15 protein-coding genes are annotated in these 23,786 nt (G+C 43.9%); 4 read left to right on the plus strand and 11 right to left on the minus strand.

From position 1 onward, the window contains the following. The first annotated feature begins 1,086 nt into the window (after positions 1 to 1,086). A complete protein-coding gene (gene hinT / locus A4A68_RS01080; RefSeq protein WP_067565598.1) occupies positions 1,087 to 1,434 on the plus strand; it encodes a purine nucleoside phosphoramidase in 348 nt (115 codons plus the stop codon). A gap of 329 nt (positions 1,435 to 1,763) precedes the next feature. After that, a complete protein-coding gene (lpoB, locus tag A4A68_RS01085) occupies positions 1,764 to 2,345 on the plus strand; it encodes a penicillin-binding protein activator LpoB (RefSeq protein ID WP_082800145.1) in 582 nt (193 codons plus the stop codon). 1,452 nt (positions 2,346 to 3,797) lie between these two features. Here the strand turns inward: lpoB and infA are convergent. The 11 genes from infA to rpmH form a co-directional block, all read right to left on the minus strand. Beyond that, complete coding sequence (gene infA / locus A4A68_RS01090) at positions 3,798 to 4,013, minus strand: translation initiation factor IF-1 (RefSeq protein WP_082800146.1); 216 nt, start codon at positions 4,011 to 4,013, stop codon at positions 3,798 to 3,800. Between the two features lie 344 nt (positions 4,014 to 4,357). After that, entirely contained in the window at positions 4,358 to 6,088 is a 1,731-nt protein-coding gene (gene cydC, locus A4A68_RS01095) for a heme ABC transporter ATP-binding protein/permease CydC (protein ID WP_067565604.1), read from the minus strand. 2 nt (positions 6,089 to 6,090) lie between these two features. After that, positions 6,091 to 7,854, minus strand: coding sequence for a heme ABC transporter permease/ATP-binding protein CydD (gene cydD / locus A4A68_RS01100; RefSeq protein WP_067565607.1), 1,764 nt, complete (start codon positions 7,852 to 7,854; stop codon positions 6,091 to 6,093). A 2,287-nt stretch (positions 7,855 to 10,141) separates the two neighbouring features. Further along, complete coding sequence (pgl, locus tag A4A68_RS01105; protein ID WP_067565610.1) at positions 10,142 to 11,191, minus strand: 6-phosphogluconolactonase; 1,050 nt, start codon at positions 11,189 to 11,191, stop codon at positions 10,142 to 10,144. Positions 11,192 to 11,691: 500 nt separating this feature from the next. After that, positions 11,692 to 12,801, minus strand: a complete 1,110-nt coding sequence (gene ddlA / locus A4A68_RS01110) for a D-alanine--D-alanine ligase (RefSeq protein WP_067565613.1) — start codon at positions 12,799 to 12,801, stop codon at positions 11,692 to 11,694. 1,129 nt (positions 12,802 to 13,930) lie between these two features. After that, complete coding sequence (locus A4A68_RS03465) at positions 13,931 to 14,116, minus strand: hypothetical protein (RefSeq protein WP_158648172.1); 186 nt, start codon at positions 14,114 to 14,116, stop codon at positions 13,931 to 13,933. Between the two features lie 556 nt (positions 14,117 to 14,672). Next, entirely contained in the window at positions 14,673 to 16,031 is a 1,359-nt protein-coding gene (gene mnmE / locus A4A68_RS01120) for a tRNA uridine-5-carboxymethylaminomethyl(34) synthesis GTPase MnmE (protein WP_067565619.1), read from the minus strand. Between the two features lie 341 nt (positions 16,032 to 16,372). Then, positions 16,373 to 18,013, minus strand: coding sequence for a membrane protein insertase YidC (yidC, locus tag A4A68_RS01125; RefSeq protein ID WP_067565622.1), 1,641 nt, complete (start codon positions 18,011 to 18,013; stop codon positions 16,373 to 16,375). 12 nt (positions 18,014 to 18,025) lie between these two features. Then, the gene (gene yidD, locus A4A68_RS03190) at positions 18,026 to 18,274 is read right to left on the minus strand and encodes a membrane protein insertion efficiency factor YidD (RefSeq protein ID WP_082800147.1); all 249 of its coding nucleotides are present in this window, start codon (positions 18,272 to 18,274) and stop codon (positions 18,026 to 18,028) included. Next, positions 18,253 to 18,597 carry a ribonuclease P protein component gene (gene rnpA, locus A4A68_RS01130; RefSeq protein WP_067565625.1) on the minus strand — a complete coding sequence of 115 codons (345 nt, stop codon included), beginning with the start codon at positions 18,595 to 18,597 and terminating at the stop codon, positions 18,253 to 18,255. Before rnpA ends, yidD begins: the two co-directional genes overlap by 22 nt. 16 nt (positions 18,598 to 18,613) lie before the next feature. After that, positions 18,614 to 18,757: a 50S ribosomal protein L34 gene (gene rpmH, locus A4A68_RS01135; RefSeq protein ID WP_067565628.1), complete on the minus strand. Its 144-nt coding sequence runs from the start codon at positions 18,755 to 18,757 to the stop codon at positions 18,614 to 18,616. A 512-nt stretch (positions 18,758 to 19,269) separates the two neighbouring features. On the opposite strand from rpmH, the gene A4A68_RS01140 reads away from it, so the two are divergent. Next, positions 19,270 to 19,872 carry a peroxiredoxin C gene (locus A4A68_RS01140; RefSeq protein WP_067565631.1) on the plus strand — a complete coding sequence of 201 codons (603 nt, stop codon included), beginning with the start codon at positions 19,270 to 19,272 and terminating at the stop codon, positions 19,870 to 19,872. Positions 19,873 to 20,921: 1,049 nt separating this feature from the next. Continuing rightward, on the plus strand, positions 20,922 to 23,495 hold the full coding sequence (gene clpB / locus A4A68_RS01145) for an ATP-dependent chaperone ClpB (protein WP_067566533.1): 2,574 nt from the start codon (positions 20,922 to 20,924) through the stop codon (positions 23,493 to 23,495). Positions 23,496 to 23,786: the final 291 nt, after the last annotated feature.

Consider the following 23,786-nt stretch of genomic DNA (forward strand, 5'->3'; position numbering starts at 1 on the left):
GTATGTAACTCAAACATACTATTAGTGTAACATATGCTATACCTCGTCGCCAGCAAATCTAAGTCCACCGGCATAATTTTTCCAGACAGTGAGGTATTAGACCCTAACGGAAGAGAAAGTTTCTCCTTTACTGGTAGAATCGTCACAAACATAGCGATAGTATTAAAGATCGGTCTTCAACATCAGTCCAGAATACTCTAAGTCAGAGCTACTAATTTTCACGCCTCTCGTTTGCGATTATCCTGTTTAAATCGTTGACATTGCTTACACTTGTTATACAAAATTTTAACTTTAAGAAGAAAATAGTTGTATGAGAAAACGTCTAATGTAAATACATAAGTTTAAAGCATACTGCTCTATTTATTGAGAATATATTGCTTACTATGTGATCAGTTGTGTCTAATAAGAACTTATAATAAAACAGTCATGTTCAGTCATGTAAAAGTTATGTTGAATTTGATCAATAGTCTTGCGCTCTGACAGATGAGAAAGCTCATTTTTTACATGATCATAAACATAACGTAACTAACGAGAATTGTCCTTGTGACTATAAACTATTGTGCGTCTGCTACATCGATAGATAACGACTACAACATGCAGCCAAATGCTATTAGCATTTCGATTGGATATAACGTTTTAAATCTACTAGTATTGAAGCTAATATTAAACATAGTGACGCTATTTTAGACTCGAGTATATGCTTTTTAAAAATTAGAAGATAACCAATCAGTAAAATGTTTAGTGTTATTGTTAGGTAGTAACTGATATTGGATGATAGTGGTTACATGACTAGTACATGCCCGTTTATAAAGTTTTAGCTATGTAGTGAACATAAATATACTCAACGGATAGAATAAGAAGACCTTGAATTTACGTACTTACATTAAACGTCTTTCTTGTAAAACTGTTTGCTTTTTAAAATTAGCGATAATACATGATACGTTCATTTAATGAATATATACGCTATTACCAGTAATCTAAGTCACGGTCAATGAATCTATTTTAATAAAGCGCAGCCGATTGAAAAGCAGAGAGTTCGTCGCTCATATTCTAGTTACTACCAGTTAGGAAACAAGGAACTTCGTCATGACCGAAGAAACTATTTTCAGTAAAATTGTCAGACGGGAGATTCCCGCTGAGATTCTTTATCAGGACGATTTAGTTACCTCTTTTCGCGATATCAGACCTAAGGCACCTAGTCATATTTTAATTGTCACAAACATACCTATCCCCACTGTTAATGATATCACCGCTGATCATGAAGCAGGACTTGGACGTTTGTTTACTGTCGCGGCAAAAATCGCCAGACAAGAAGGCATCGCCGAAAAGGGCTACCGGTTGATCGTAAATTGCAACCACCATGGTGGTCAAGAAGTTTTTCATTTGCATATGCATCTTTTAGGAGGCAAACCGCTTGGACCTCTGGTAACCTGATGTGCTGGGGAAACATGTGTTTAATATCTTGATATGGCGCTGTCGCTGTTTCCAGTTTGTAGTAGAGTTAACGGTGATTTCGCCCCTTATTATCAATATGCAGCAATTATCAAGTATGAATCCGGAGTGTTTACAAAGACTATAGTCCCTTAATGAGGTTATATTATCATGTTTACTGATATGATGTGCAAAGATTGAATACTTTTCCTTTCGCTTTTATCGAAACATCTAACAGCAAAGAGAAATATAAGCGGTGAATAATAATCCGTAGTTGAAACGCATACGTGTTCTATTTATTTTTGCAATAAAGAATCAACGCCGAGTTTTTAGTGAAAAAGAGAGCTTCAGTTGTCCTCGCAGCGCTGGTATTAGTTAGCTGCGCCTCCAGACAGCCTGCGCCGTCCACAACATTTATCGAATCTGTTTCTCCACAGATTTCAGTTCCGATACATCCGCCGCCAGCCACTAGCGAACCGATGCCTATACTACCGAAAATCAATACCGTAGACTGGAAGTCTAGTTTGTTACCTCTAGTACAGAAAATGTTTGCGGTAGAAGGAATCAATGACGGTAGCGTGCTGCTAGTCAACACTATGCACAATACCACACAAGGTAGCATGCAGACTAGTAAAGCTACGGCAGCGCTCACCAATCTTATTGAGAACGGCGGCGAAAAATTTCGTGTTATCGACGCTAATCAATTAAACACGGCACGTCAGACGTTAGGACTTTCCGCTAACGATAATCTGGAATCACGTAGCAAAGCGGTAGGGCTGGCCCGCTACCTCAACGCGAAATATGTGCTTTATAGCGCCGCTGTCGGCGACGTGAAACAGCCGACGCTCAATTTGCAACTGATATTAGTGCAAACCGGCGAGATTCTTTGGTCCAGTACAGGTCGAGAGGACTGATGCCGACTTACGGTTAAAATAGGCACATGCCTGCCGCCACCCTGATAGAGTAGGGCTACTATCAATAGGTCAGCACCTTGACAGAAACACCGATGAACGCCAATAGGTATCGAAAGTGCTGTTTGCTTCGTGCGTTAAACGGAAAAGCCTTTCGGCGCGTACGTAGAGGTGCTCGCTCGCATCAACTAGCTGCTAGCGAACAGGCTAGTTTTGTACACTCAAGATTGCCAGCGCGTGATGAAGGTGAGCACCTTCGATGCTTTCAACTCTTTCTTAACGCCGGCGCAGCGACTATTTGTTAAATCTAGAGCCACAATTAAGCACAGCGTTCTCTGATAATCAATTCTGCGTGAGGTGTTATTACATATAAATTTACATTAAGCAAATGTGTTGTAGCAGACGGACGTATCTTCATCGAAGATCGATTGAGGGTACCTATGAGATGTAGCCTTGTTGTTTTGCGGCAATTAGCTTTTGCTACTAGTCCATGAATTGGTGTTGACCAAACTATGTGTGGGAACACATTGAATCTTGCTAACTGTCATTTGTGTGGCAGGTTAACGTTTTGGATTAATTATTTAACATGCTATGGCATGAAACGCGTTGGTCTTAGGGTAGTAATCACAATTTATTGTTACCCTGCCATCTTCAGCTTATCGGAAAATCCTGATACGGGGTATTTGCCCAGCAACAGCTCGATAAATAAAAATTAAGAAAATTGTGAAAGTATAGCAAGCACTAGCTTGCTCACTTAACGCAAAACGGCAAAGGATATCACATGTTAGCACGATTCCAACAACCAACTAAAGAGCATTAGTCTAGGCCCGCTTATGGTGTAATACATTGAAGTTCAGCGCCGTCAAGCAATAATCTCGCTGTTTGTATAGTATATATATCATAGCATATATGATTAGTGTGGCGAGCAAGGTCAGTTTGCCAAACTAATGGCAATTCTCTTCGCTTAAAAACAACCACAGTCGGCGAAGAGACAATCACTGCTACCGGAAATTAAAAAATCATCAACAGCCAGTCAGATTGACAGTTAGAAAAATATACCCAGTGAAAAGAGCAGTGATATGTAAAGGCATGCTTATCTTTAACTTATGACGACATTCTCTAGCAAACAACGTCGGCATGAAGATGCCTCTATTATTCTTTATCTATTTCTAACGTGCACTAATCATTACAACACTTACTTGACTATTAGCTCAATGGTTAGAGCAGGTGACGTATAATTGCCTGGTTACTGATTAAAGCCTAGCAGAGGAGGATTCTCTTTTCCGCATGAGAAGTTATCGCAAAGATTTAGTGGTACTATTTCCACTTGTTTAATTTCGCAAAGACCACTCAGTAACAGGAAAGTGCATACGTGGTTTTGTGTAACTTGTATCCCCTCTTGCGTGTATTATACAAATATCATCACCGTCATAACCGAAAACACACTCAGAAATTTTAGCAACTACGGAATACTATACGACCTTTGCTTAGATCGTATGGAGTCAGCTCAACTGTAACTTTATCACCTGTTAGTATGCGGATATAGTTCTTGTGCATTTTACCAGAGATATGTGCAGTAACTACATGTCCGTTTTCTAACTCTACACGAAACATGGTATTAGGGAGCGCATCCAGTACGGTGCCTTGCATTTCAATATTATCTTCTTTCAACCATCGAACCCTCTAGATGTAAAACCATAACGCTTAACTAGCATAATAATGCCGGAATACCCTTTTTATGTAAAGAAATGATTTTTGAATGATTTTGAAATTGCATCATCTGCCTTTTGCGCCTTTCTCGGCGCAGGAAATTCTCGGCGAGAAGCAGCTAAAATATCGGCTACGATAGAACGTGCACGTACACAGCATCACACAAGAATCCAACGACAACTACAAAATGCTGTTGCCGGTAAAATAATGAGAGAAATCTCTGTCAGATAGGCGAAAAGTAACCGCTGCAGCGATAAATTACTCTGAAGACCAGCAACCGTGTGCATATGCAGACATATCGCTAACTAGTATAATTCTATAGGATGATGATAGTAATAATAATGTCCGCGAAGCGCCATTAACGTCTGATGGCTGCCCTGTTCGATAAGAGTGCCGCGATCTAGAATACAAATGCGGTCCAAACGTTCTAATCCTTGTAATCGATGTGTGACAATAACTACTGTCCGTCCTTGGCCGAGTGTGCTAAGCAAGTGAAGTATTTTTTGTGCGGTAACAGCATCCAGCCCCTCTGTTGGCTCGTCGAGCAGCCACAACGGGGCATCGCGCAGCAGTGCGCGAGCAATACCTATACGACGTTGTTCACCGCCGGAAAGAGCCCGCCCACCTTCGCCGTACCAGGCATTAAGCCCATCACCTTTCAGAAGTTTATCAAGACCTACTTGCCGTATTACGAAGTGCAGTTGTTCATCGTCGGCGTTCTTTGCTGCCAAACGGAGATTATCGCGTAACGTGGCGCTAAAAATATAGACGCGTTGCCCTACCACGGCAGTCATCACGCGCAGCGCGCTTTCGCTCCACTTATGCAACGGCACGTCATTAAGCAAAATTTCCCCATTATTGGGATCCCAAGCGCGGGTTAATAATTGCAAGAAAGTTGATTTTCCGCTGCCCGTATGGCCAAGGAGAACAATATGTTCGCCGGCAGTGACTGTTATGGTTAAGTCGTTAATAGCGGCTACGATTTGATGAGGATAGCAAAACCGTAGCCGACGGACGCTGAGAGAAACACTCGCTGCTGGCGAAGGGCCAGCTTCGGGGAAGAACACTACTGGCGTCTGTTGGACAAGGTTGTTTAGGCGCACGGTGCAGGCAATGACTTGTCCAAGATGTTGAAACGTACCAGCTACCGGATTCAATGCCTCGAACAATGCAAGTGTTGAAAAAACAAATAAAGCTACTAGCGGACCAGCCGAACCATCGCCTTCTATGTTATCGGCGATTAGCCATAGTATACCGGTTGATGTTAGGCCGGTTATCATCAGCAATAAACATTGCGCGCCAGCACCTAGGCTGCTTTGACGACGCTGTTGCGTCTGCCAGCATTTTTCAATAGCCGTAAGTTGGCAGCGGTAGCGTTCAGCGGCGCCGTATAAAGTGAGTTCGGCATTTCCGGAAAGCCAAGTAGTAAGCTGTAAACGATAATCTGTGCGTAGAGCGGTCAGAACTTCCCCTATCGGTTTGCCAGCGAGGTAAAATAACGGCGGAAATAAAGTCAAAACAACTAACATTATCGTGCTAAGGATCAAGCTTGCTCGAGGGTTCAATAGATAAAGTCCGACGCCTACGGTCAGCGTGACGAGCAGTGCTCCTAGCAAAGGAGAAATAACTCGCAAATAAAGATGATCCAGCGTATCTACATCTGCTACTAGGCGATTAAGCAGTTCTCCCTTGCGCAAATCGGCGGTTGTGCCAGGTGCAAGAGGAAGAATACGGGTGAAAATATAAAGCCGCAGATGTTGTAATATACGGAAGGTAGCATCGTGGCTGACTACTCGCTCCGCCCAGCGGCCGACAGTGCGGATAATTGCCGCGCTGCGTACGCCGGCGGCAGGTAGCATATAGTTAAAGTTGTACAGGCTGGCGGTGCCCACAGTCGCCGCGCTGGCAAGGAACCAGCTGGAGAGCATCATCAGACCAATGCTAGCTAACAATGTACTGATGGTGAGCAGGACGCCAAAGGCAAGTTGTCCTCTGTGACGACGATAGAGGGCCAAATAGGGTAATAATGCACGCATAGCTACAGTTCCTGCGCTCGAAAAGTAATCAAATCGGCCAATGGCCCATCACTAACGGCAAGGTCGGCGTAAGAGCCTTGTTGAGCGATAGTGCCTTCATGCATCACCCAGACCACGTCGAAATCTGTAATGGCCTGTAATTGATGCGTTACTAATAACGTGGTCTGACGCCGCTTGGCGCTTTTCAGAACATGCATCACTAATCTCTTGCTGTGTATATCTAGACTGGCGGTAGGTTCATCAAGTAACAGCAGGTCTGGGGTCCGGATCAGTGCACGAGCCAAGGCAACACGCTGCGCCTGACCCACGGAAAGCAGACCGGCGTCTTCGCCAACGGCGCTATCCAGTCCCTTTGGCAGTACAGAAAGAAATTCTGCTATATAGGCATCATTCACCACCTGCATCAATTGAGCATTGTCTGCAGATGGTGCGCCCAGCAAAATATTGTCGCGCAATGTTGCCACTGGCAGCGACGGATTCTGGCTAATCCAACTTAATCGTTCACGCCACTGACTTGGCGCGAGCGCGCGCAGCTCTCGGCCGTTGATTTTAAGCGAACCACGATAGGGCAGAAATCCAAGCAATACGTTAAGAATAGAACTTTTGCCCGCGCCGCTGGCGCCGACAATAGCTACTTGCTGACCCGCTGGAAGAAAAAAGTTCAGCGGTCCGGCGAGTTCGCTACCGTCAGGCGCCAGCACCCATAAATCGCAAGCGAGTAAACTCACTGGTCCTGGTGCTAGCGTTTCGCTACCGGCCCCTTGGGCTTCATCGTCATGTTCTAAAAAAGAGACTAAAGATTCCGCGGCGCCTACCGCTTTGGCTTTGGCGTGATAGAACATTCCAAGATCACGTAACGGCTGGAAAAATTCCAGCGATAGGATCAAGACCAGAAAACCGGAGAAAAGCGTAACGCCGGTTCCATAGCTGCCGAAATGTAGCTCTTGCAGGTAGGAGAAGCCGAAATACACTGCTGCTATAGCAATGGAGATCGAGGTAAAGAACTCCAATATTCCAGAGGAAAGAAAGGCTAGTCGTAATACTTCCATAGTACGCTGACGAAATAACTCGGTTGCATGGCGGAGCTCTTGCGTTTCAGCTTCGGCGAGAAAGAAGAGCCGAAGAGTGTCTAGCCCGCGTAACCGGTCTAAAAAGTAGCCCGACAGGCGCGCCAGTGCTAAAAAATTGCGTCGGTTGGCGTCAGCCGCACCCATTCCGACCAGTGTCATGAATAGCGGAATCAGCGGCGCGGTTAACAATAAAATCAGCCCAGCGGCCCAGTTGATGAAAAACACTACAATCAGGATCATCAGCGGTACCAGCACCGCCAGCGACACTTGTGGCAAATAGCGGGCGTAAAAGTCGTGCATATCTTCGATTTGCTCAAACAGCATACTGCTCCAGCTTCCAGCTGGCTTTCCGCGGATCCAGGCCGGCCCTAAACGCGCGAGGCGATCTAGCACTTGGGTACGAATTTGACGGCGCAAAAAACTACCGGCGATAAATCCTACCTGTTCACGGATATAGTTAACCACTGCGCGCAGCGCAAATAACGACGCTAGAACAACAAAGCTACCGGTTAAAGTAGTGCGCGGGGCGTCATCCATGATTAACGCCTGTAACACACTAGCTAGTACCCAGGCTTGTATAACGATAATAACAGCGCTTATTAGGCCAAGAAGACGGGAAAGGTTCAGCCAGCGGTTTATCCACTTACTTTGCGATCCTAGCCAACGTACCAAGATTTGTTGTCGATTCTTATTCATTGAAAGCTTGTTCCAGCAAGAACGGCATAAAGTTGGGAATCCATGTTAAGTAACGAGATCGGAATGTTCTGCAGCGAAAGTACACTGACATATTATCCTGTTGTAGGCAAAGTGAAAATCATTGGGCTAATATTAAAAGAACCATTGTTACAAGATTTCGACCTGGATCGTACATCGAATCGCAATGCTTGCAAGAAAAGGATATTTTGCAGTGTTTCGTCCATGCCTGCCATGAACTCGCGACGACAGTCTCTAGCTCTATAACTACTTGTCCGATAATTTCAAGCCTTAAAGAGATAGTGTAAATTGGTCACGAAAGACTGATGTCAGTGTACGATCCTGCTGGTGTGCTTTGCGTTCGCTAATTAGCATACTAAAGTTCTTTATCAAACGCTGAAGCAGCGCTGTCTCTGTCATAGGATTTATCAGTAACGCCTAGGCCAATTCATTGGCCTCGACGGTAAAGCGAGACAGAATTAACACACTGGGACGTAATATATCTTTAGCCACCTAATTTCCCGTCTCGTAACGGCGTTATTAACTCCATCTCACAATGACGGCGTCTTTTCTGACTTTGAAAAAGGGTCGTTGATACGATCGGATTCGGTTTCCAGCTTGTGCAAGGATATCCTTGATACGCTTGTACATCGTCTTGTAACATTGGCGCAATTGAAATTGCGGGTATTACCGCGACGCGTCTTATAGGTCTGAAAGCGCTCTGATAACCCTTTAGGGTAATTGAGACGATCAACATCTCATCGTACAGATGCGCAAGTTTTGGCAGCAATAACTTTTCTACTAATTTATTGAATATTCCCTAGCTCAACGCTTATAAGGTAAATCTACGCTTGTAGTTTTCGAGACGATCACCATCCAGCTTTTGTGGTCACTAACGCTAAATTTTCAATGAATTCCTAACAAAAGTTAATTCGAAAAGCTTTGTCAACAGCTCTTTACGCCGGGCAACACATTAAAACTCTTAGAAATAGGAAAAGGAATATGTAAGAAAAACCAATTCAGTTTTCTATGTCTCACTTATGTGACAAGCGCTGGAAAATGGCAATAAATGATAATCGTGTATCCAAAGAATATCATTTCTATTTACTAGCGACTTTAAATATTCGACAACATTGTATTAACTAATCATCAGAATCTTTACGTTAATATTACATCAAGTCAAGACATCATGATAGGCGGACCAGATAACAGTGTAAAATTGAGATAATATTAATCATATTACTTTGCTTTAGAACAAACGCCGCAAAAGCATCTATAATGCTAACGGACAAACCGTTGGCTTTTCTTTTTTTACTTTCAATAGCTGCTATCCTATTTGATTCAATTATTAGAAGGCTCATAAACTTTTCCAATCTTTATCCGTAAGATCGTTAGCAACGAATAACAGCGTACGTCCAGAAAAAGGCGCTTCTTGCGCAAATACAGCTCTATAACTTCTGCGCCTTGCCACACTGGCAGGCTCTACATATTTACTGGGCCGTAGAACCAGTTTGGAATAACATTTTCCATAGCAGTTATTAAAAGTCATAATAGCCGCTTCAACTCCTGCGACAATTCAGTCATATGTGATACTGTGAATTCCTGTTGGTTTCACCCCGCTCTTCGGCATGCACTCCGGAGGCAAATCCGCGAAACGGTGTAAGCTCAGTATATTTACTGTGATAGCCGATCTGGTATCAAAGCTAGAGCGCTGTTAGAGGTATCATAAAGCTCGCATGCAATTCTGATTGTATTCCAATACCGGCGTTCCTTATATTATGATCCCGACGTTAGGGTGCTTTGACATATTATCGTGCAAGTAGAGATCTAAGGAGTGTAAGAACATAAAGAGGATCCCGATTTTATTATATCCTTAGCTTTCTTTGTTCTTAAGCTGTTCTTGGAATCACCTAAGCTAAAGGGGGGTGAGGGTAGCGAAAATAAATATTGCCCAGGCAATCCTACACTATTGTAACTATAACATAAAAATTAATGGTTTACACTTTTGCCAGAACGAGCAAAATTTATTTTACTAGTAAATACAACTATTTTTACACTGCAATTAGCATTCTAATTTTTTATTCTTTGATTTTAAAAGGTGCAGCAAAACCTGTGGTGTAATCGATTATTCGGCTGAACTGTACATGCGCTGGATGTGCATCGTCTGAAAGTGCATAAAGCAACTAGCCACGTTGATTGGCTTCAACGTGCATTCCAAGCCTGGTCAACGTATCGTTAACCGCCACTGACCATTGATTAAGACGGCTCGTCGACACTTCCCGGCGAAAAACTATGACTTAAGCTTGGACCTAGGTGCAGTGGGTCGCGAAGCGAGTGGCAATGCGCCCAAGATGGACACCCACACCGGCCCTTGTCCCACCACATAGCGCGCCAATGGTATCAGCGCGCCGGATTGCGTATTGATAGCGTAAACCATGATATGGTGTGATTTCTGCCCGGCTGCCACTAAAAACCGGCCCTGGCTATCGATATTGAAACCACGTGGCTGAGTTTCTGTTGCCTGATGACCCAACGGAAGCAAATTTTCGCCGTTTTTAGATACCGCAAAGTAGCTGATGATACTGGCGGTGCGATCGCAGCAATAGAGCCAGCGACCGTCTGGCGTGATATGGATATCTGCTGCCCAGCATTTGGCTCTAAAACCAGCTGGTATAATATCTAGTGTTTGCACGATGTGTGAACTGACGCCTATAGAATCTATAGCAATTACGTTGACCGTACCGTTTAGTTCATTAATTACATAAGCGTAATCGCCGCCATGGTGAAAGGCCATATGCCGTGGCCCGGCACCGGATACGCTGTCTAATGCTTCTGGTGTATGGGGCATCAAATAACCAGATTTACCAATGGTATAAAGCCGGATGCGATCTTCTTTCAGGCAAGGTATCCAAAGTACCTGATTTGTGGTGTCAACATTAGCAGAGTGGCAATGGGTTAGACCTTTTAAGGTCTGCGTCGGTTTGCCAGCAATGCCCTGTTCGTCGATGGGACTTACGTCGAGACAACTGCCGCTATAAGAAACACTGTACAGAGTTTTGCCATGCAAATCAGTGGTCAGTTGGGTCGGACTACCCGACAGCGGGGCTATGCCGGTTTCGGTTATCAACCCTTGTTCATTAATCTGATAGCTAACTACACTAAAAGACGGACGAACGCTGACGCCAATGTAGAGGTAGGTGTTTGCCGGATGGATGACCATTGATTTCCCCTGCCCAGGAGTATTTATAACTTGCAGTAAAGTTAGCGTACCTTGGTGATCCATTTTCCAGACATGTATCTGCTGACTCTCTGGGCTAGTAACATAGATAATCTGATTCATGTATTTTCTTAAAATCATTTTTGACAGGTATACGTCCATTTTTAACGGTTAAGTGAATTATTGAAATAATAGATGTTAACGATATATTTCTGACCCGTCACAATATACACAGTTATATTGTCGGAATTAGTTGCACTTTAAAAACCAGTCTGCAAGTCATGCTGATCGCTGAACGTCAGTATATCGCTATTCCCCTTTGCTTGTATGCTCTCGGAATAGACACATAAGATCTAAACGCTTACAACATCGTCTAGGCTAGCATCACGTATCCTGGCCTGGTCGGAGACCTTACCGCCGACAACGGCTAAGCTCGTATAGGCGAGCAGATAAAACTAGAGCTTGAGTTGATCTGCCAATAGTTCTGAGCGATCAAGTGGATATTGGGCTGGCATAGTCACGAAAGGATGCAGGATGGATAAAGTAATCATTTTGATGATAATTTCGTTAATTCTATCTTCCAGCGACTGCTTGTTTGAGTTAATAAATATATAGTCATGGTTTCAGCGTTCTATCTGGTTTAGGCTAGTCGTAGTGGCGCGGGCTAGTGCTAGCCCGATCAGGCGATCGACTAAATCGGGATAATCTAACCCACTAGCTTTCCACAACTTAGGATACATGCTGATTGAGGTAAAACCTGGCAAGGTATTAACTTCATTTAGTAAGATTTTGCCTTGGTCGCTTAAAAAGAAATCTACCCGTGCCATCACACTACAGCCGAGCGCCTGATAAGCCTCCCGTGCCATTGTCCGGAGAGTATTAGCGACGGACACTGACAGTGCTGCTGGAATAACTAGACCTGCTTGCGCTTCATTGAGATACTTAGCGTGATAGGCATAAAATTCGTCGTTGACAAGGATCTCACCGCAGACGCTAACATCAGGAGAATTGTTTCCCAGCACAGCGATTTCGATTTCTCGACCGTTTATCCCCTGTTCCACTAGCACTTTAGTGCCATAACGGAAGGCCAGTGCCAATGCTGCTTCAAAATCGGCGCGGGTTATCACCTTGCTCACACCTATGGAAGAACCTTGACTAGCGGGTTTAATAAACAGTGGAAGACCCAGCTGGCTGATGATAGCGCCGATATCCGGCGCAACATCGACATTACGTAGCAGCGTCACCGAGGGTGTCACCGGCACCCCGGCGTCGCGTAAAACGCGTTTAGTCATGTCTTTGTCCATACATACCGCCGAGCCCAATATATCTGCCCCAGCGTAGGGAATGTTGAGTGCCCGCAACAGGCCTTGTACCGACCCGTCCTCTCCGCTAGCGCCGTGCAATACAGAGAAAGCGACATCAATCTGCGGCAATGGCTGAGCATTAGCGGCATCAATCAGCTGCGCCCCAAATTGACCGGGCACCACAGCTAGGTAGCGCTGCGGTGGTGCCAAACGGATGGCGGCTGGATCGTCCGCATTGCACAGATAGGCCTGTCTATCGCACAACGTCCAGCGTCCATGTTTATCTACTCCGATAAGAGTTAAATCGTATTTTTTTTGGTCTATGGCACAAATAAGATTCACTGATGAGCGCAACGACACTTCATGCTCAGTGGACTGGCCACCGAATAGCACCGCGACTCGTTTTTTGCCGTTTTCCCGTGATTCCATAACTTCCTCGTTGATTATTAAAATAACTAGAGGTTGTTACGAGTTCAAGAAAATATAGTTACATATTTTAGATTTAGTTGAATCATGCATCTATCACGTCGGCATAGTTCTAAGAAAATTTCAATCATACTTTGAGTCTTAAATATATATAGTGGCGAAAAACCATGTATAGCCATCTTTTCTACATACTGTGTGTCTAAAATATATAAATTTAAGTTATGTTATTTTATCTGTTATTTTGCTTACTACATGACTATTCTAGTCTAACTAGATACTATAAATAGATCATACATCAGTTATGTAAAATTCTCTGTTGAATTTGCTTAACGATAGCAATTGCTGCTATTGCGAGTGCCGGCAATCGCGATCAATGAAATTATGGCTTGGCTGTTTGAACTATATTGCAGCATGATAGTGTAATCTTGGATTATTGTTAGATTGTTTTCATTACTCTAGCTGAGTCAACCTCCCTCACAGCCCGAGGCAGAGTTAATTTCGGCTGATATAGCTAAGCTGACTGCGCTGGAATAAGCTAAAGAGCGAATACACGTCTGACCCAGCTTAGGCTGGTGTACTCATTGATGGCTAGCAAGCACCAGCTCCAGCGCTCACGTTGCTGCTTCTTTATGTCGCTGTACAACCCCCATAACCGGACATTCTAGAAAATCCAGAAGTTCATTTCGCCAAAAGTAGCGATATCCAGAGAAGTTGGCAATTATCTATTGCGTCTCAATGTAACATCAATCATCCCTGAAAGGGTGGATAACAAACATCATAGCGCCAGTGCTACCGCCAAACGCTCATGGCTAGCATAGAAAAAATCCGGCTTACGCGGTTTCTTCTCCCAGTCTCGCCGAAATCTCTATGTGCGTCAGTAAGTTTGCTGACAACTCCAGTAATGCTTAAGATACAGCACGTGCCTTCCCAGGAAATTGACTCAGTTCCTTGGATAAGATTTCCGCATCTTTCTCATCTACGTCAACAAAACTTATGAAGCGCGCGCTGATCTAGAGCACGGCCAAGGTCAATAACGTCATTGATCCAGCGCTAAACGGACGCGTCAGCGGCAAGGCAGCAGAGATAATAATCTCTGTGCCTCTGGAGAGATTCTCCACATAGCACGTCTCATTTATCCGACTGTTCTTCCAGACAGGTGATAAATAGCTGATAGCGCACCGACGTGTCTGGCATTCAAGATAGTTAACGATACGGGTGTATTGATCTTTTCCATATCAGAGATGACCAGGCCAATGGAACGAGTACGCAAGCGCATAAGCCGTTTAACATTAAGCCAGGCGATTTTATCCAGTTTCACATAGGTCTCTTTATGCTTGTCAATTAACCGTTTTCCCGAATGTCCATAATTGCAACAAAGGAACTGAACTTTAATAGTCGTTAAGCTTCTAAGCCTATATTGAATTTGCCGAATAGCGTTAATCATCTCTATAGCATCTGTAGATTTCTTGCTTCAAACCCATCCTTACATCTTATCGTGATATCACATAAAGATGTACTGATTGATGTTTAAAAAAAAGGACAAACCACCCTTGTCTTTAACTCATAACGAGATTATCAGCTACCGTGTCCCTGCATCCAAAACTATTTATTACCATGTCGCATTGTGCTCTCGATGCCGAATGATCATTGCATCGAATTCCATTTCTTGTACTATAATGGAGGAAGATCACAAGCAATTTTGGTATATGCATTTTGAAAATAAAAGGATATACATAAATATGTGTTTCACACATAACTTTTATTTTAATTGCCTATTGAAGATTATCATGTAGTTGCAATCAGAGTAAATTTAATTAGCGCAGTGTTGTATCTACTGAAGATTCAGCGGAATAAAAAGCCAAGTAATATTGACATCATTTCCCGATGCAAAAACTGGAAAAAATTCTGCTGAGTAGGTCATCTGAACTGAATGCTCCAGTTATTTCGTTCAGAAACTGCTGTGCCAAACGTAGTTCCTCTGTCAGCAGCTCGTTAGCATAAGCAGTCACTAACTGTGCTTTTCCATGTTGTAAATGGGTCGCTGCGGTCTCTAGCGCGTTAAGATGACGCCTGCGGGCCAAAAAGCGCCCTTCGGTGCCGCCGGTAAAACTTATTCTCTGTTTCAAATGGGTGCGCAGCAGATCCATATCTACGCCAGACTTGGCGGAGAGTGTAATAACTGAATAGCCGCTTACTTCGCTAATAGCGACGCTTTCTCCTGTCAGATCGGCTTTGTTGCGCACCACAGTAACCTGCATCTCAGGTGGGAAATGGTTAATAAATTCCGGGCACAACATATCAGGGTCGTCAGGGGAGATAGTGGTGCCGTCTACTATGAATAGTACATGGTCTGCTTGTTCGATTTCGCGCCAGGCGCGTTCGACACCAATACGTTCTACTTCGTCACTAGCGTCACGCAGTCCGGCAGTGTCGATAATATGTAGTGGCATACCGTCTATGCAGATATGTTCACGCAACACGTCTCGAGTCGTGCCTGCAATATCAGTAACGATCGCTACTTCGCGTCTCGCCAGTGCATTAAGCAAACTGGATTTACCGGCGTTCGGTTTACCAGCAATCACTACTGTCATCCCTTCTCGTAGAAGTCTGCCCTGGCGCGCTTCGGTGCGTACCTGTTCTAAATTTTCGATAATATCGTTTAGGCTCGCTTCAATTACATCCTTAGAGAGGAGATCAATATTTTCATCGGGAAAATCGATAATTGCTTCGATATAGACACGTAGTTTGATAAGCGCTTCCACTAATTCATGAATGCGCTTTGAAAACGCGCCTTGTAGCGAATTGGTCGCTGAGCGTGCGGCCTGGGCAGAGCTAGCGTCGATGAGATCGGCGATAGCTTCTGCCTGGGTCAAATCTATTTTCTCGTTAAGAAAAGCGCGTTCTGAAAACTCGCCTGGGCGCGCAATGCGCACGCCTGGTATTGCGATGATACGCTGTAGCAATAAATCTAATATGACTGGGCCGCCATGGCCTTGCAATTCTAAGACATCTTCGCCGGTAAAAGAGTGAGGACCGGGAAAAAACAACGCGATGCCTTGATCAAGTGACACGCCGTCGTCGTCGAGAAAAGGAAGATATTCAGCCTGACGCGGTCTCGGCAGTTTCCCCAACATCGCATAAGCCACCTGGACAGCTAAGGAGCCAGAGACGCGTAATATGCCGATGCCGCCGCGTCCGAGCGGAGTAGCAAGAGCAGTAATAGTCTGGATCATGGAAACACTCGATTTACGCCGTGAAGCGCGGTTGTAAAAATAAAGGCGGTTATGTTAGACCGAAGTCGTGACTTTATTTATAGTGCAGACGACAAAATTTGATGCAATGGTTATTCTGTATCAGAAGCGCAACGCTACATTTATAAGCTGTGTTTGAAAGCGTGTTAGCTTTATTGTTTGTTATTGAATCGTTTCAATCAGACATACACTAGATTATCGTCAATATGGCAATGAATGGTTCCGGAAATGGCACATGCCCATATTACTGACTTGTCAAGCCTTTTGTTCATTAAAGGCAGAAATATTAGATATCATCAGCGTACAATGTGACCAGGCTCGCTTTACTTGGTTGTTTTATCCTGTTTATGCAGCAGGCCGCGCTTTTCCAAGCCACGGTAAACTAGTGGCTGCTGGATGAGAGTTACTAAGTTGCTGATGGTATAGTATAATACTAGACCTGAAGGGAGCCACAGGAAAAATATTGTAAAAATGACCGGCATAAAAGTCATGAGCTTCTTCTGAAGAGGATCGACAACAGTGGTAATCGACATCTTCTGGATAAAAAACATGCTAATACCCATTAAAATCGGCAAGACGTAGTATGGGTCTTGTGCCGATAGATCTTTTATCCACAGTGCGAACGGCGCATGACGCAATTCAATAGCACCTGAAAGCATGTAATACAATGCGAGAAAGATAGGCATCTGGATTGCCAACGGCAGACAACCGCCTAGCGGGTTGACCTTTTCCGCCTTGTAAAGCGCCATTATTTCCTGACCTTGCCGTTGCTTATCGCCTTCTAGGCGTTCGCGCATCACGGCTAGTTTCGGTTGTAACATTCGCATCTTAGCCATCGAAGTGTACTGTGCTTTGGTCAAAGGGAATAGCATGCCACGCACGATGAAGGTAATAAGAATAATGGAAAATCCCCAGTTTCCGATATAGCTATGGATGTATTCCAGTAGCTTAAACAGCGGTTGAGAAATAAACCATAACCAACCGTAATCGACAAGCAGATCTAGATGCGGGGCAATGGCCGCCATCTTGTCCTGAATTTCAGGACCGAGCCATAATGCAGCTTTCAGTTCTCTTTCGCTGCCAGCCGCGATGGTGACTGGAGCAGATTTGAAGCCGATTGTTACCAAACCGTTTCTTAAGTCCTTGGTATAAAAGGTGTTTTCCCCCGGTGTTAAAGGCACCCAGGCCGTAGCAAAATACTGCTGAAGCATAGCGATCCAGCCGCCTGCGGTGCTGACGCATAGATTCTCGTCTTTAATATCTTTGAAACTATACTTCTGATATTTATTGTCTGTGGTGGAATAGGCCGCACCACGGTAAGTATGCAGCGTAAAGTTATTTCTGCCAGTATCATACGCCTTAGGCAAATTAATGGATTGCGTCAATTGACCGAACAACGATAATTCAATCGGTAGAGCGCTGACGTTATTAATATTATAATTGACATTTAACGCGAAATCACTGCGTTTAAGGATAAAAGTTTTGGTGTACATCACACCGTCAGAAGCAGTATAGGTCAACGGAACGTACAATTCATTCTGGTTGTCCGCCAAAATATAGATGTTCTTGTTCGTCCTAAATATTAGGCGATCGCCGTTGGGATTGTCCAAACCGTTTTTTCCGATCAGACCGCTTCGGGCCTGATAAACAAATTCCGGTGATGTTTCAAGTAGATGGAAAGGCTGTAGCGAATTCAATTTATCAGGATAAGATAGGAGGAAAGCTTGTTCGATGTTACCGCCGCGAGTGTTAATTTTTAGTGAAAGCACGTCGGTTTGAACCGTAATGAGGTCTTCACTATTTGCTAACATATTCTGACTGTCTAAGCTTAGGGTAGTAGTGTTCTCGGTCTGTTGTATGGCCTTGTCGGTAAGCGTAGAAATATGGTCTGTTTGCCAGGCTTGCCAGATTATAAAAGACACGAACAGCAGAGCGATGACAAGAAGATCGCGTTGCGAATCCATCGTTAGTATTCTCTAGTTGTCATTGTTTGTTGGTGGAACGAGGTCTTTTCCACCTGGGTTCAAAGGGTGGCATTTTAATACGCGCTTTAATGTCAGCAAACAACCTTTTAATACACCAAACCTACGTATTGCCTCAATTCCATACTCTGAACATGTGGGCCTAAACCGGCAATGAGGCCCCAGAAATGGGCTGATGATAAGCTGATAAGCACGTATCAATCCAATTGGTAGCTTTGAGCCTAGCGATGATGGCGACACCATAATTTTTCTAATATTTCCGTCAGGGCATGATTATTTAAATCAGCTATACCTTTTTTAGCAATAATCACAAAATCCATGGGTGGCAAAGCATGCTGATGTAGGCGAAAACTTTCTCGCGTCAAGCGCTTGATCCGATTACGTTGATAGGCCCGTTTTACATGTTTTTTGGCGACCGTAAGGCCAACACGGGGATGTCTTAGTGTGTTCAGGCGGCCGAGAACAGTAACATGCGGCGTGCTAGCCCGTTGAGGCTGCTTAAAAACAAAAGCAAAGTGCTTAGGAGTTAACAGCCGTAATTCTCTTGAAAATGCGAACGCAACCATCCGGTGATAATCTTTCTTACTTGAAAGATACAGTTAGGTGTGTACGGCCTTTTGCACGACGACGTGCTAAAACCTGACGACCGTTCTTCGTCGACATGCGAGCACGAAAACCGTGGGAACGATTGCGTTTTAATACAGACGGTTGAAAAGTGCGTTTCATAGCGATTTCTACTAAACCTTAATAATTACTGATGATAAACGCGTTTGTCTGCTTGTCGTGAAATAACTGACAGATCAATCGCATAGCGATAAAGAGGCATAATAATTGTATTGTTCCAAGTCAATTCACATTGTGCTTGTCCGCCTGAATTCCGTACCACACTTGATTATTCATCCGACAAGTCGGACTTGAAAAAATGTTACGCCTAACGCAGAATCAGGCAGTATATGACTATATATCATTATCAGTCAATCTAAATTACGACTTATAATCTATCATTTATCATTTTCATCAATTAAGCGAAGAACTAAGTGCCTTTGCGCTCTGGTGAGGCACTGCGATACAATTGGTTAATCGAATAACGTGATTAACGAGGCATGATTAGCAAGATTTTTTTTATAGGCATAATCCATTAAACCACGTGGTTCATGTGACTTTATTCCCAGTAAGGTTTTATAATGGAATTGATATAAACCCTATCAATTTTCAATTGCTACTTTACAGGAGTTAATATGGTTCTGGTTACTCGTCAAGCCCCTGATTTTACGGCTGCCGCTGTGCTCGGCAACGGTGAAATTGTTAATGATTTTAATCTCACATCGCATATCCAGGGTGAACCGGCAGTCATTTTCTTCTGGCCGATGGATTTCACCTTCGTCTGCCCGTCTGAGTTGATTGCGTGTGACAAACGCTATGCTAAATTCCAGAAGCGCGGTGTTAAAATCATCGGTGTGTCTTTTGATTCTGAGTTTGTACACAGCGCCTGGAGGAAGGTGCCTACCGATAAAGGCGGTATCGGACCGGTTCAGTATCCCATGGTCGCGGATATCAAACGCGAAATTATTCAAGCTTACGGCATTGAGCACCCTGACTCTGGCGTTGCGCTTCGCGGTTCGTTCTTAATCGATAAAAACGGAATCGTTCGCCATCAGGTTGTTAATGATTTACCACTAGGCCGTAATTTCGATGAAATGATGCGTATGGTCGACGCGCTGCAATTCTACGAAAAACACGGTGAAGTCTGTCCAGCACAATGGGAAAAAGGACAGGAAGGGATAGAGACTTCCTCGGAAGGGGTAGCTCAATATCTGTCCTCGCACATAAACAGGCTATAATTAATCGCCTTGCGTATGTGAAACATACTAGTCAGAACAGTGATTCTACCCATATTATACCGGTTGGTGACCCCTGACCGGTTTTTTATTTCGGACGTTTAGCGCGTGTGCCATGACGCACACTGGAAGCTTTCTTGCAATGATAAATAAAAAAGTTTATACGTCAATTCAAGTGATGGCGTGTTATCCGCTGAGTTATAGCTGACTAGATGATTACTTGAGCCTGACAAGGCCTTATTAATGGGTTATACATCAGTCACGTAAAAGTTATAAATTTGTTTAACAATATTAATTGTTTCTGTAGATATAGACGAATAAACCATTATTCGTCTATTGTATAATAGATAATGACTGCAAGTATTTAAGCTCGATACTATCGGAAACTTGCAATAGTACCAGTGTAGCACTGTGCATCGTAATACCGGTAATATGTCTGATTGAGCGCCTCGATAGCGAGGAAACTAGAACGTTTTCAAACATAACCTACAGTATAGCGTTAAGATTACGATCCCGACATTGTGTTAAAAGTCATGCGCCTTATTACAAAGAGATAACATCAGGCTTACTAAATAGAATGTGCGTTACGAAATGGAACCTAACAACAAATTTTAGTCGTCGAACACACGCATGCCACTTAAAAAAACGTCAATGTCGGTGCCGATGCTGAGTATATAATCTGTTACAAACTGGCTTAATAAGTTAATTATAGATGATTTGCTAGCCGACAAAGATTACAACAGTGATTTAATTATTAAAGAAACGACATAGAAAGCAGTATCGGCAGTTCGACAATGATCTTTGCAGAATTATGTTGTTGATTGCTTAAAGATTAAGCAGTTGTGAAGAATGGCGACTTAATTTGTAAAAAGAATGTTCTCCGTTCTACATCCAGACTCGATTTGTAGCAATCTGGGCTAAGATCTTGTGACAATAGTACCTATGATGGATAGCGATGATCTTTTAGCTTCTTGGTAAGAAGTCCTTGAATTTTAAATTAACGACCTCATCTGATCTTAAGGGTAGTGGTTTTGGCCAATATGGGAGAAGTTATGCGTCTGGATCGTCTTACTAATAAATTCCAGCTTGCCCTCGCCGACGCCCAGTCGTTGGCTCTTGGGCGCGATAACCAATTTATCGAACCTTTACACGTTATGGCGGCACTACTAAAGCAAGAGGGGGGTACCGTACGTTCGCTGTTACAATCTGCCGGAGTTAATGTGATTACGTTTATCAACGCGGTAGAACAGGCCTGTGAGCGTTTACCGCAAGTAGAAGGTACCGACAACGACGTTCAGCCTTCTCTGGATCTTGTGCGTACACTAAACTTGTGCGACAAACTAGCACAAAAACGCACAGACAGTTTTATCTCCTCCGAACTCTTCATTCTTGCATCGCTAGAGTCGCGCGGCACTTTATCCGGGCTACTGAGTTCGGCGGGCGCTACAAAAGCATCTATTACCAAGGCTATTGAGCAGATGCGCAGTGGTACGCAGGTGAATTTTCAGAATGCTGAAGATCAACGTCAGGCGCTGAAAAAATTTACAATTAACCTGACCGAGCTTGCCACACAGGGAAAGCTAGATCCTGTTATCGGGCGTGATGAAGAAATTCGCCGTACCATCCAGGTGCTCCAGAGGCGCACTAAAAATAATCCGGTCCTTATCGGCAAACCAGGAGTGGGTAAAACCGCTATTGTTGAAGGGCTAGCGCAACGCATCGTCAATGGAGGAATCCCCGAAGGCTTAAAGAATAACCAGGTATTATCACTGGATATGAGCTCGCTTGTGGCGGGCGCAAAATATCGCGGTGAATTTGAAGAGCGCCTGAAAGGCGTTTTAAACGATTTGTCTAAACAAAAAAGCAATGTCATCTTATTTATCGATGAGTTGCATACTATGGTGGGCACCGGTAAAGCCGATGGTGCGATAGACGCTGGTAACATGCTCAAACCTGCGTTGGCTCGCGGCGAACTGCACTGCGTTGGTGCAACAACGCTTGATGAGTATCGCAAGTTTATCGAGAAGGATGCCGCGCTAGAGCGGCGTTTCCAGAAGGTATTTGTTTCTGAGCCGGATATAGAGAATACCATCGCTATTTTACGTGGTTTAAAAGAGCGTTACGAACTGCATCATCATGTGCAGATTACTGATCCGGCTATTGTTGCCGCCGCGACACTCTCCAATCGATATATTGCCGACAGGCAATTGCCTGATAAAGCTATTGATCTTATCGATGAAGCCGCATCCAGCATTTGTATGCAGATCAATTCTAAACCTGAAGAACTTGACCGGTTAGATCGTCGAATTATTCAATTGAAGTTAGAAAAGCAAGCGCTGATGAAAGAATCAGATGACGCCAGTTTAAAGCGATTAGCGATGCTTAATAACGAATTAGCGGAAAAGGAACGCGATTACTCTAAACTTGAAGAGGAATGGAAAGCGGAAAAAGCTTCTTTGTCTGGCACCCAGCATTTGAAATCGGAATTAGAACAGGCAAAAATCTCAATAGAACAGGCACAACGCGTTGGGGATCTAGCGCGAATGTCTGAGCTTCAGTACGGTACAATTCCCGCGCTGAAAAAACAGCTAGCGGCGGTTTCGCAAGCTGAAGGAAAAAGTATGCGTTTACTGAAAAATCGCGTGACCGACCTTGAAGTTGCTGAAGTGTTAGCCCGTTGGACGGGCATCCCAGTTGCACGTATGTTAGAGAGCGAGCGAACAAAACTGCTGCGTATGGAACAGGATTTACATCAGAGGGTCATTGGACAAAATGAAGCTGTAGAAGCGGTTTCGAATGCTATTCGTCGCAGCCGTGCTGGTTTAGCGGATCCTAACCGACCTATTGGGTCCTTCATGTTTTTGGGACCGACCGGGGTAGGTAAAACAGAATTGTGCAAAGCATTAGCCATGTTCTTGTTTGATAGCGACCAGAATATGGTGCGTATCGATATGTCGGAATTCATGGAAAAACATTCAATATCTCGGTTGCTTGGCGCCCCTCCTGGGTATGTCGGTTATGAAGAAGGAGGATATTTAACTGAGGCGGTGCGCCGCCGTCCTTATTCAGTCATTTTGTTAGATGAGATCGAAAAGGCACATCCCGATATTTTCAATATTCTTCTACAGGTATTAGATGACGGCCGATTGACAGACGGCCAAGGTCGCACCGTGGATTTTCGTAATACCGTTGTCATAATGACCTCTAACTTAGGATCGGATATTATCCAAGAACGCTTCGGCCAGATAAACTATCAGGAAATGAAGGATTTGGTACTTAATACAGTTAGTCATCATTTTCGGCCGGAGTTTATTAACCGTGTGGATGAAGTTGTCGTGTTTCATCCGCTAAGCAGGGAATATATTGCCGAGATTGTTCAGATCCAATTGCAACGTCTGTATCAGCGGTTGGAGGAACGAGGTTATATTATGACTATCAGCGACGAGGCTTTGGCGCTAATAAGCAAATTTGGCTTCGACCCCATTTATGGGGCACGCCCGCTGAAACGCGCTATTCAGCAAAAGATCGAAAACCCGTTATCGCAGCAGATCTTGTCCGGTCAGCTATTACCAGCTAAACCTATCAGACTGGATGTACAGAACGATAATATTGTCGCCAGACAGTAAATTTTACAGCAGCAAGCTAGGAAAATTATCCTGGTTTCCGCAACATAAGTATGTTGCCTCATATTCTAGCCACGATCTCCAACTGGGCTGAGGACAATGACTAACTACACTGAAGTTGAAACAAGATTCAGGTACCTACTGAAGGTAGTAGTGAGGAATATGCATAATAAAGGAAGACCTGATATAACTAAGCCTCATATGTAAAAAAGGTTTTTATTTGAAAATATTTTCAACTTCAAAGCAGGTGGTAGTTTTCTGCTTGTAAACGGTTTGTCAAGTCCTACAGCTTCC

The organism is Candidatus Doolittlea endobia, assembly GCF_900039485.1.
GTDB lineage: Bacteria > Pseudomonadota > Gammaproteobacteria > Enterobacterales > Enterobacteriaceae > Doolittlea > Doolittlea endobia.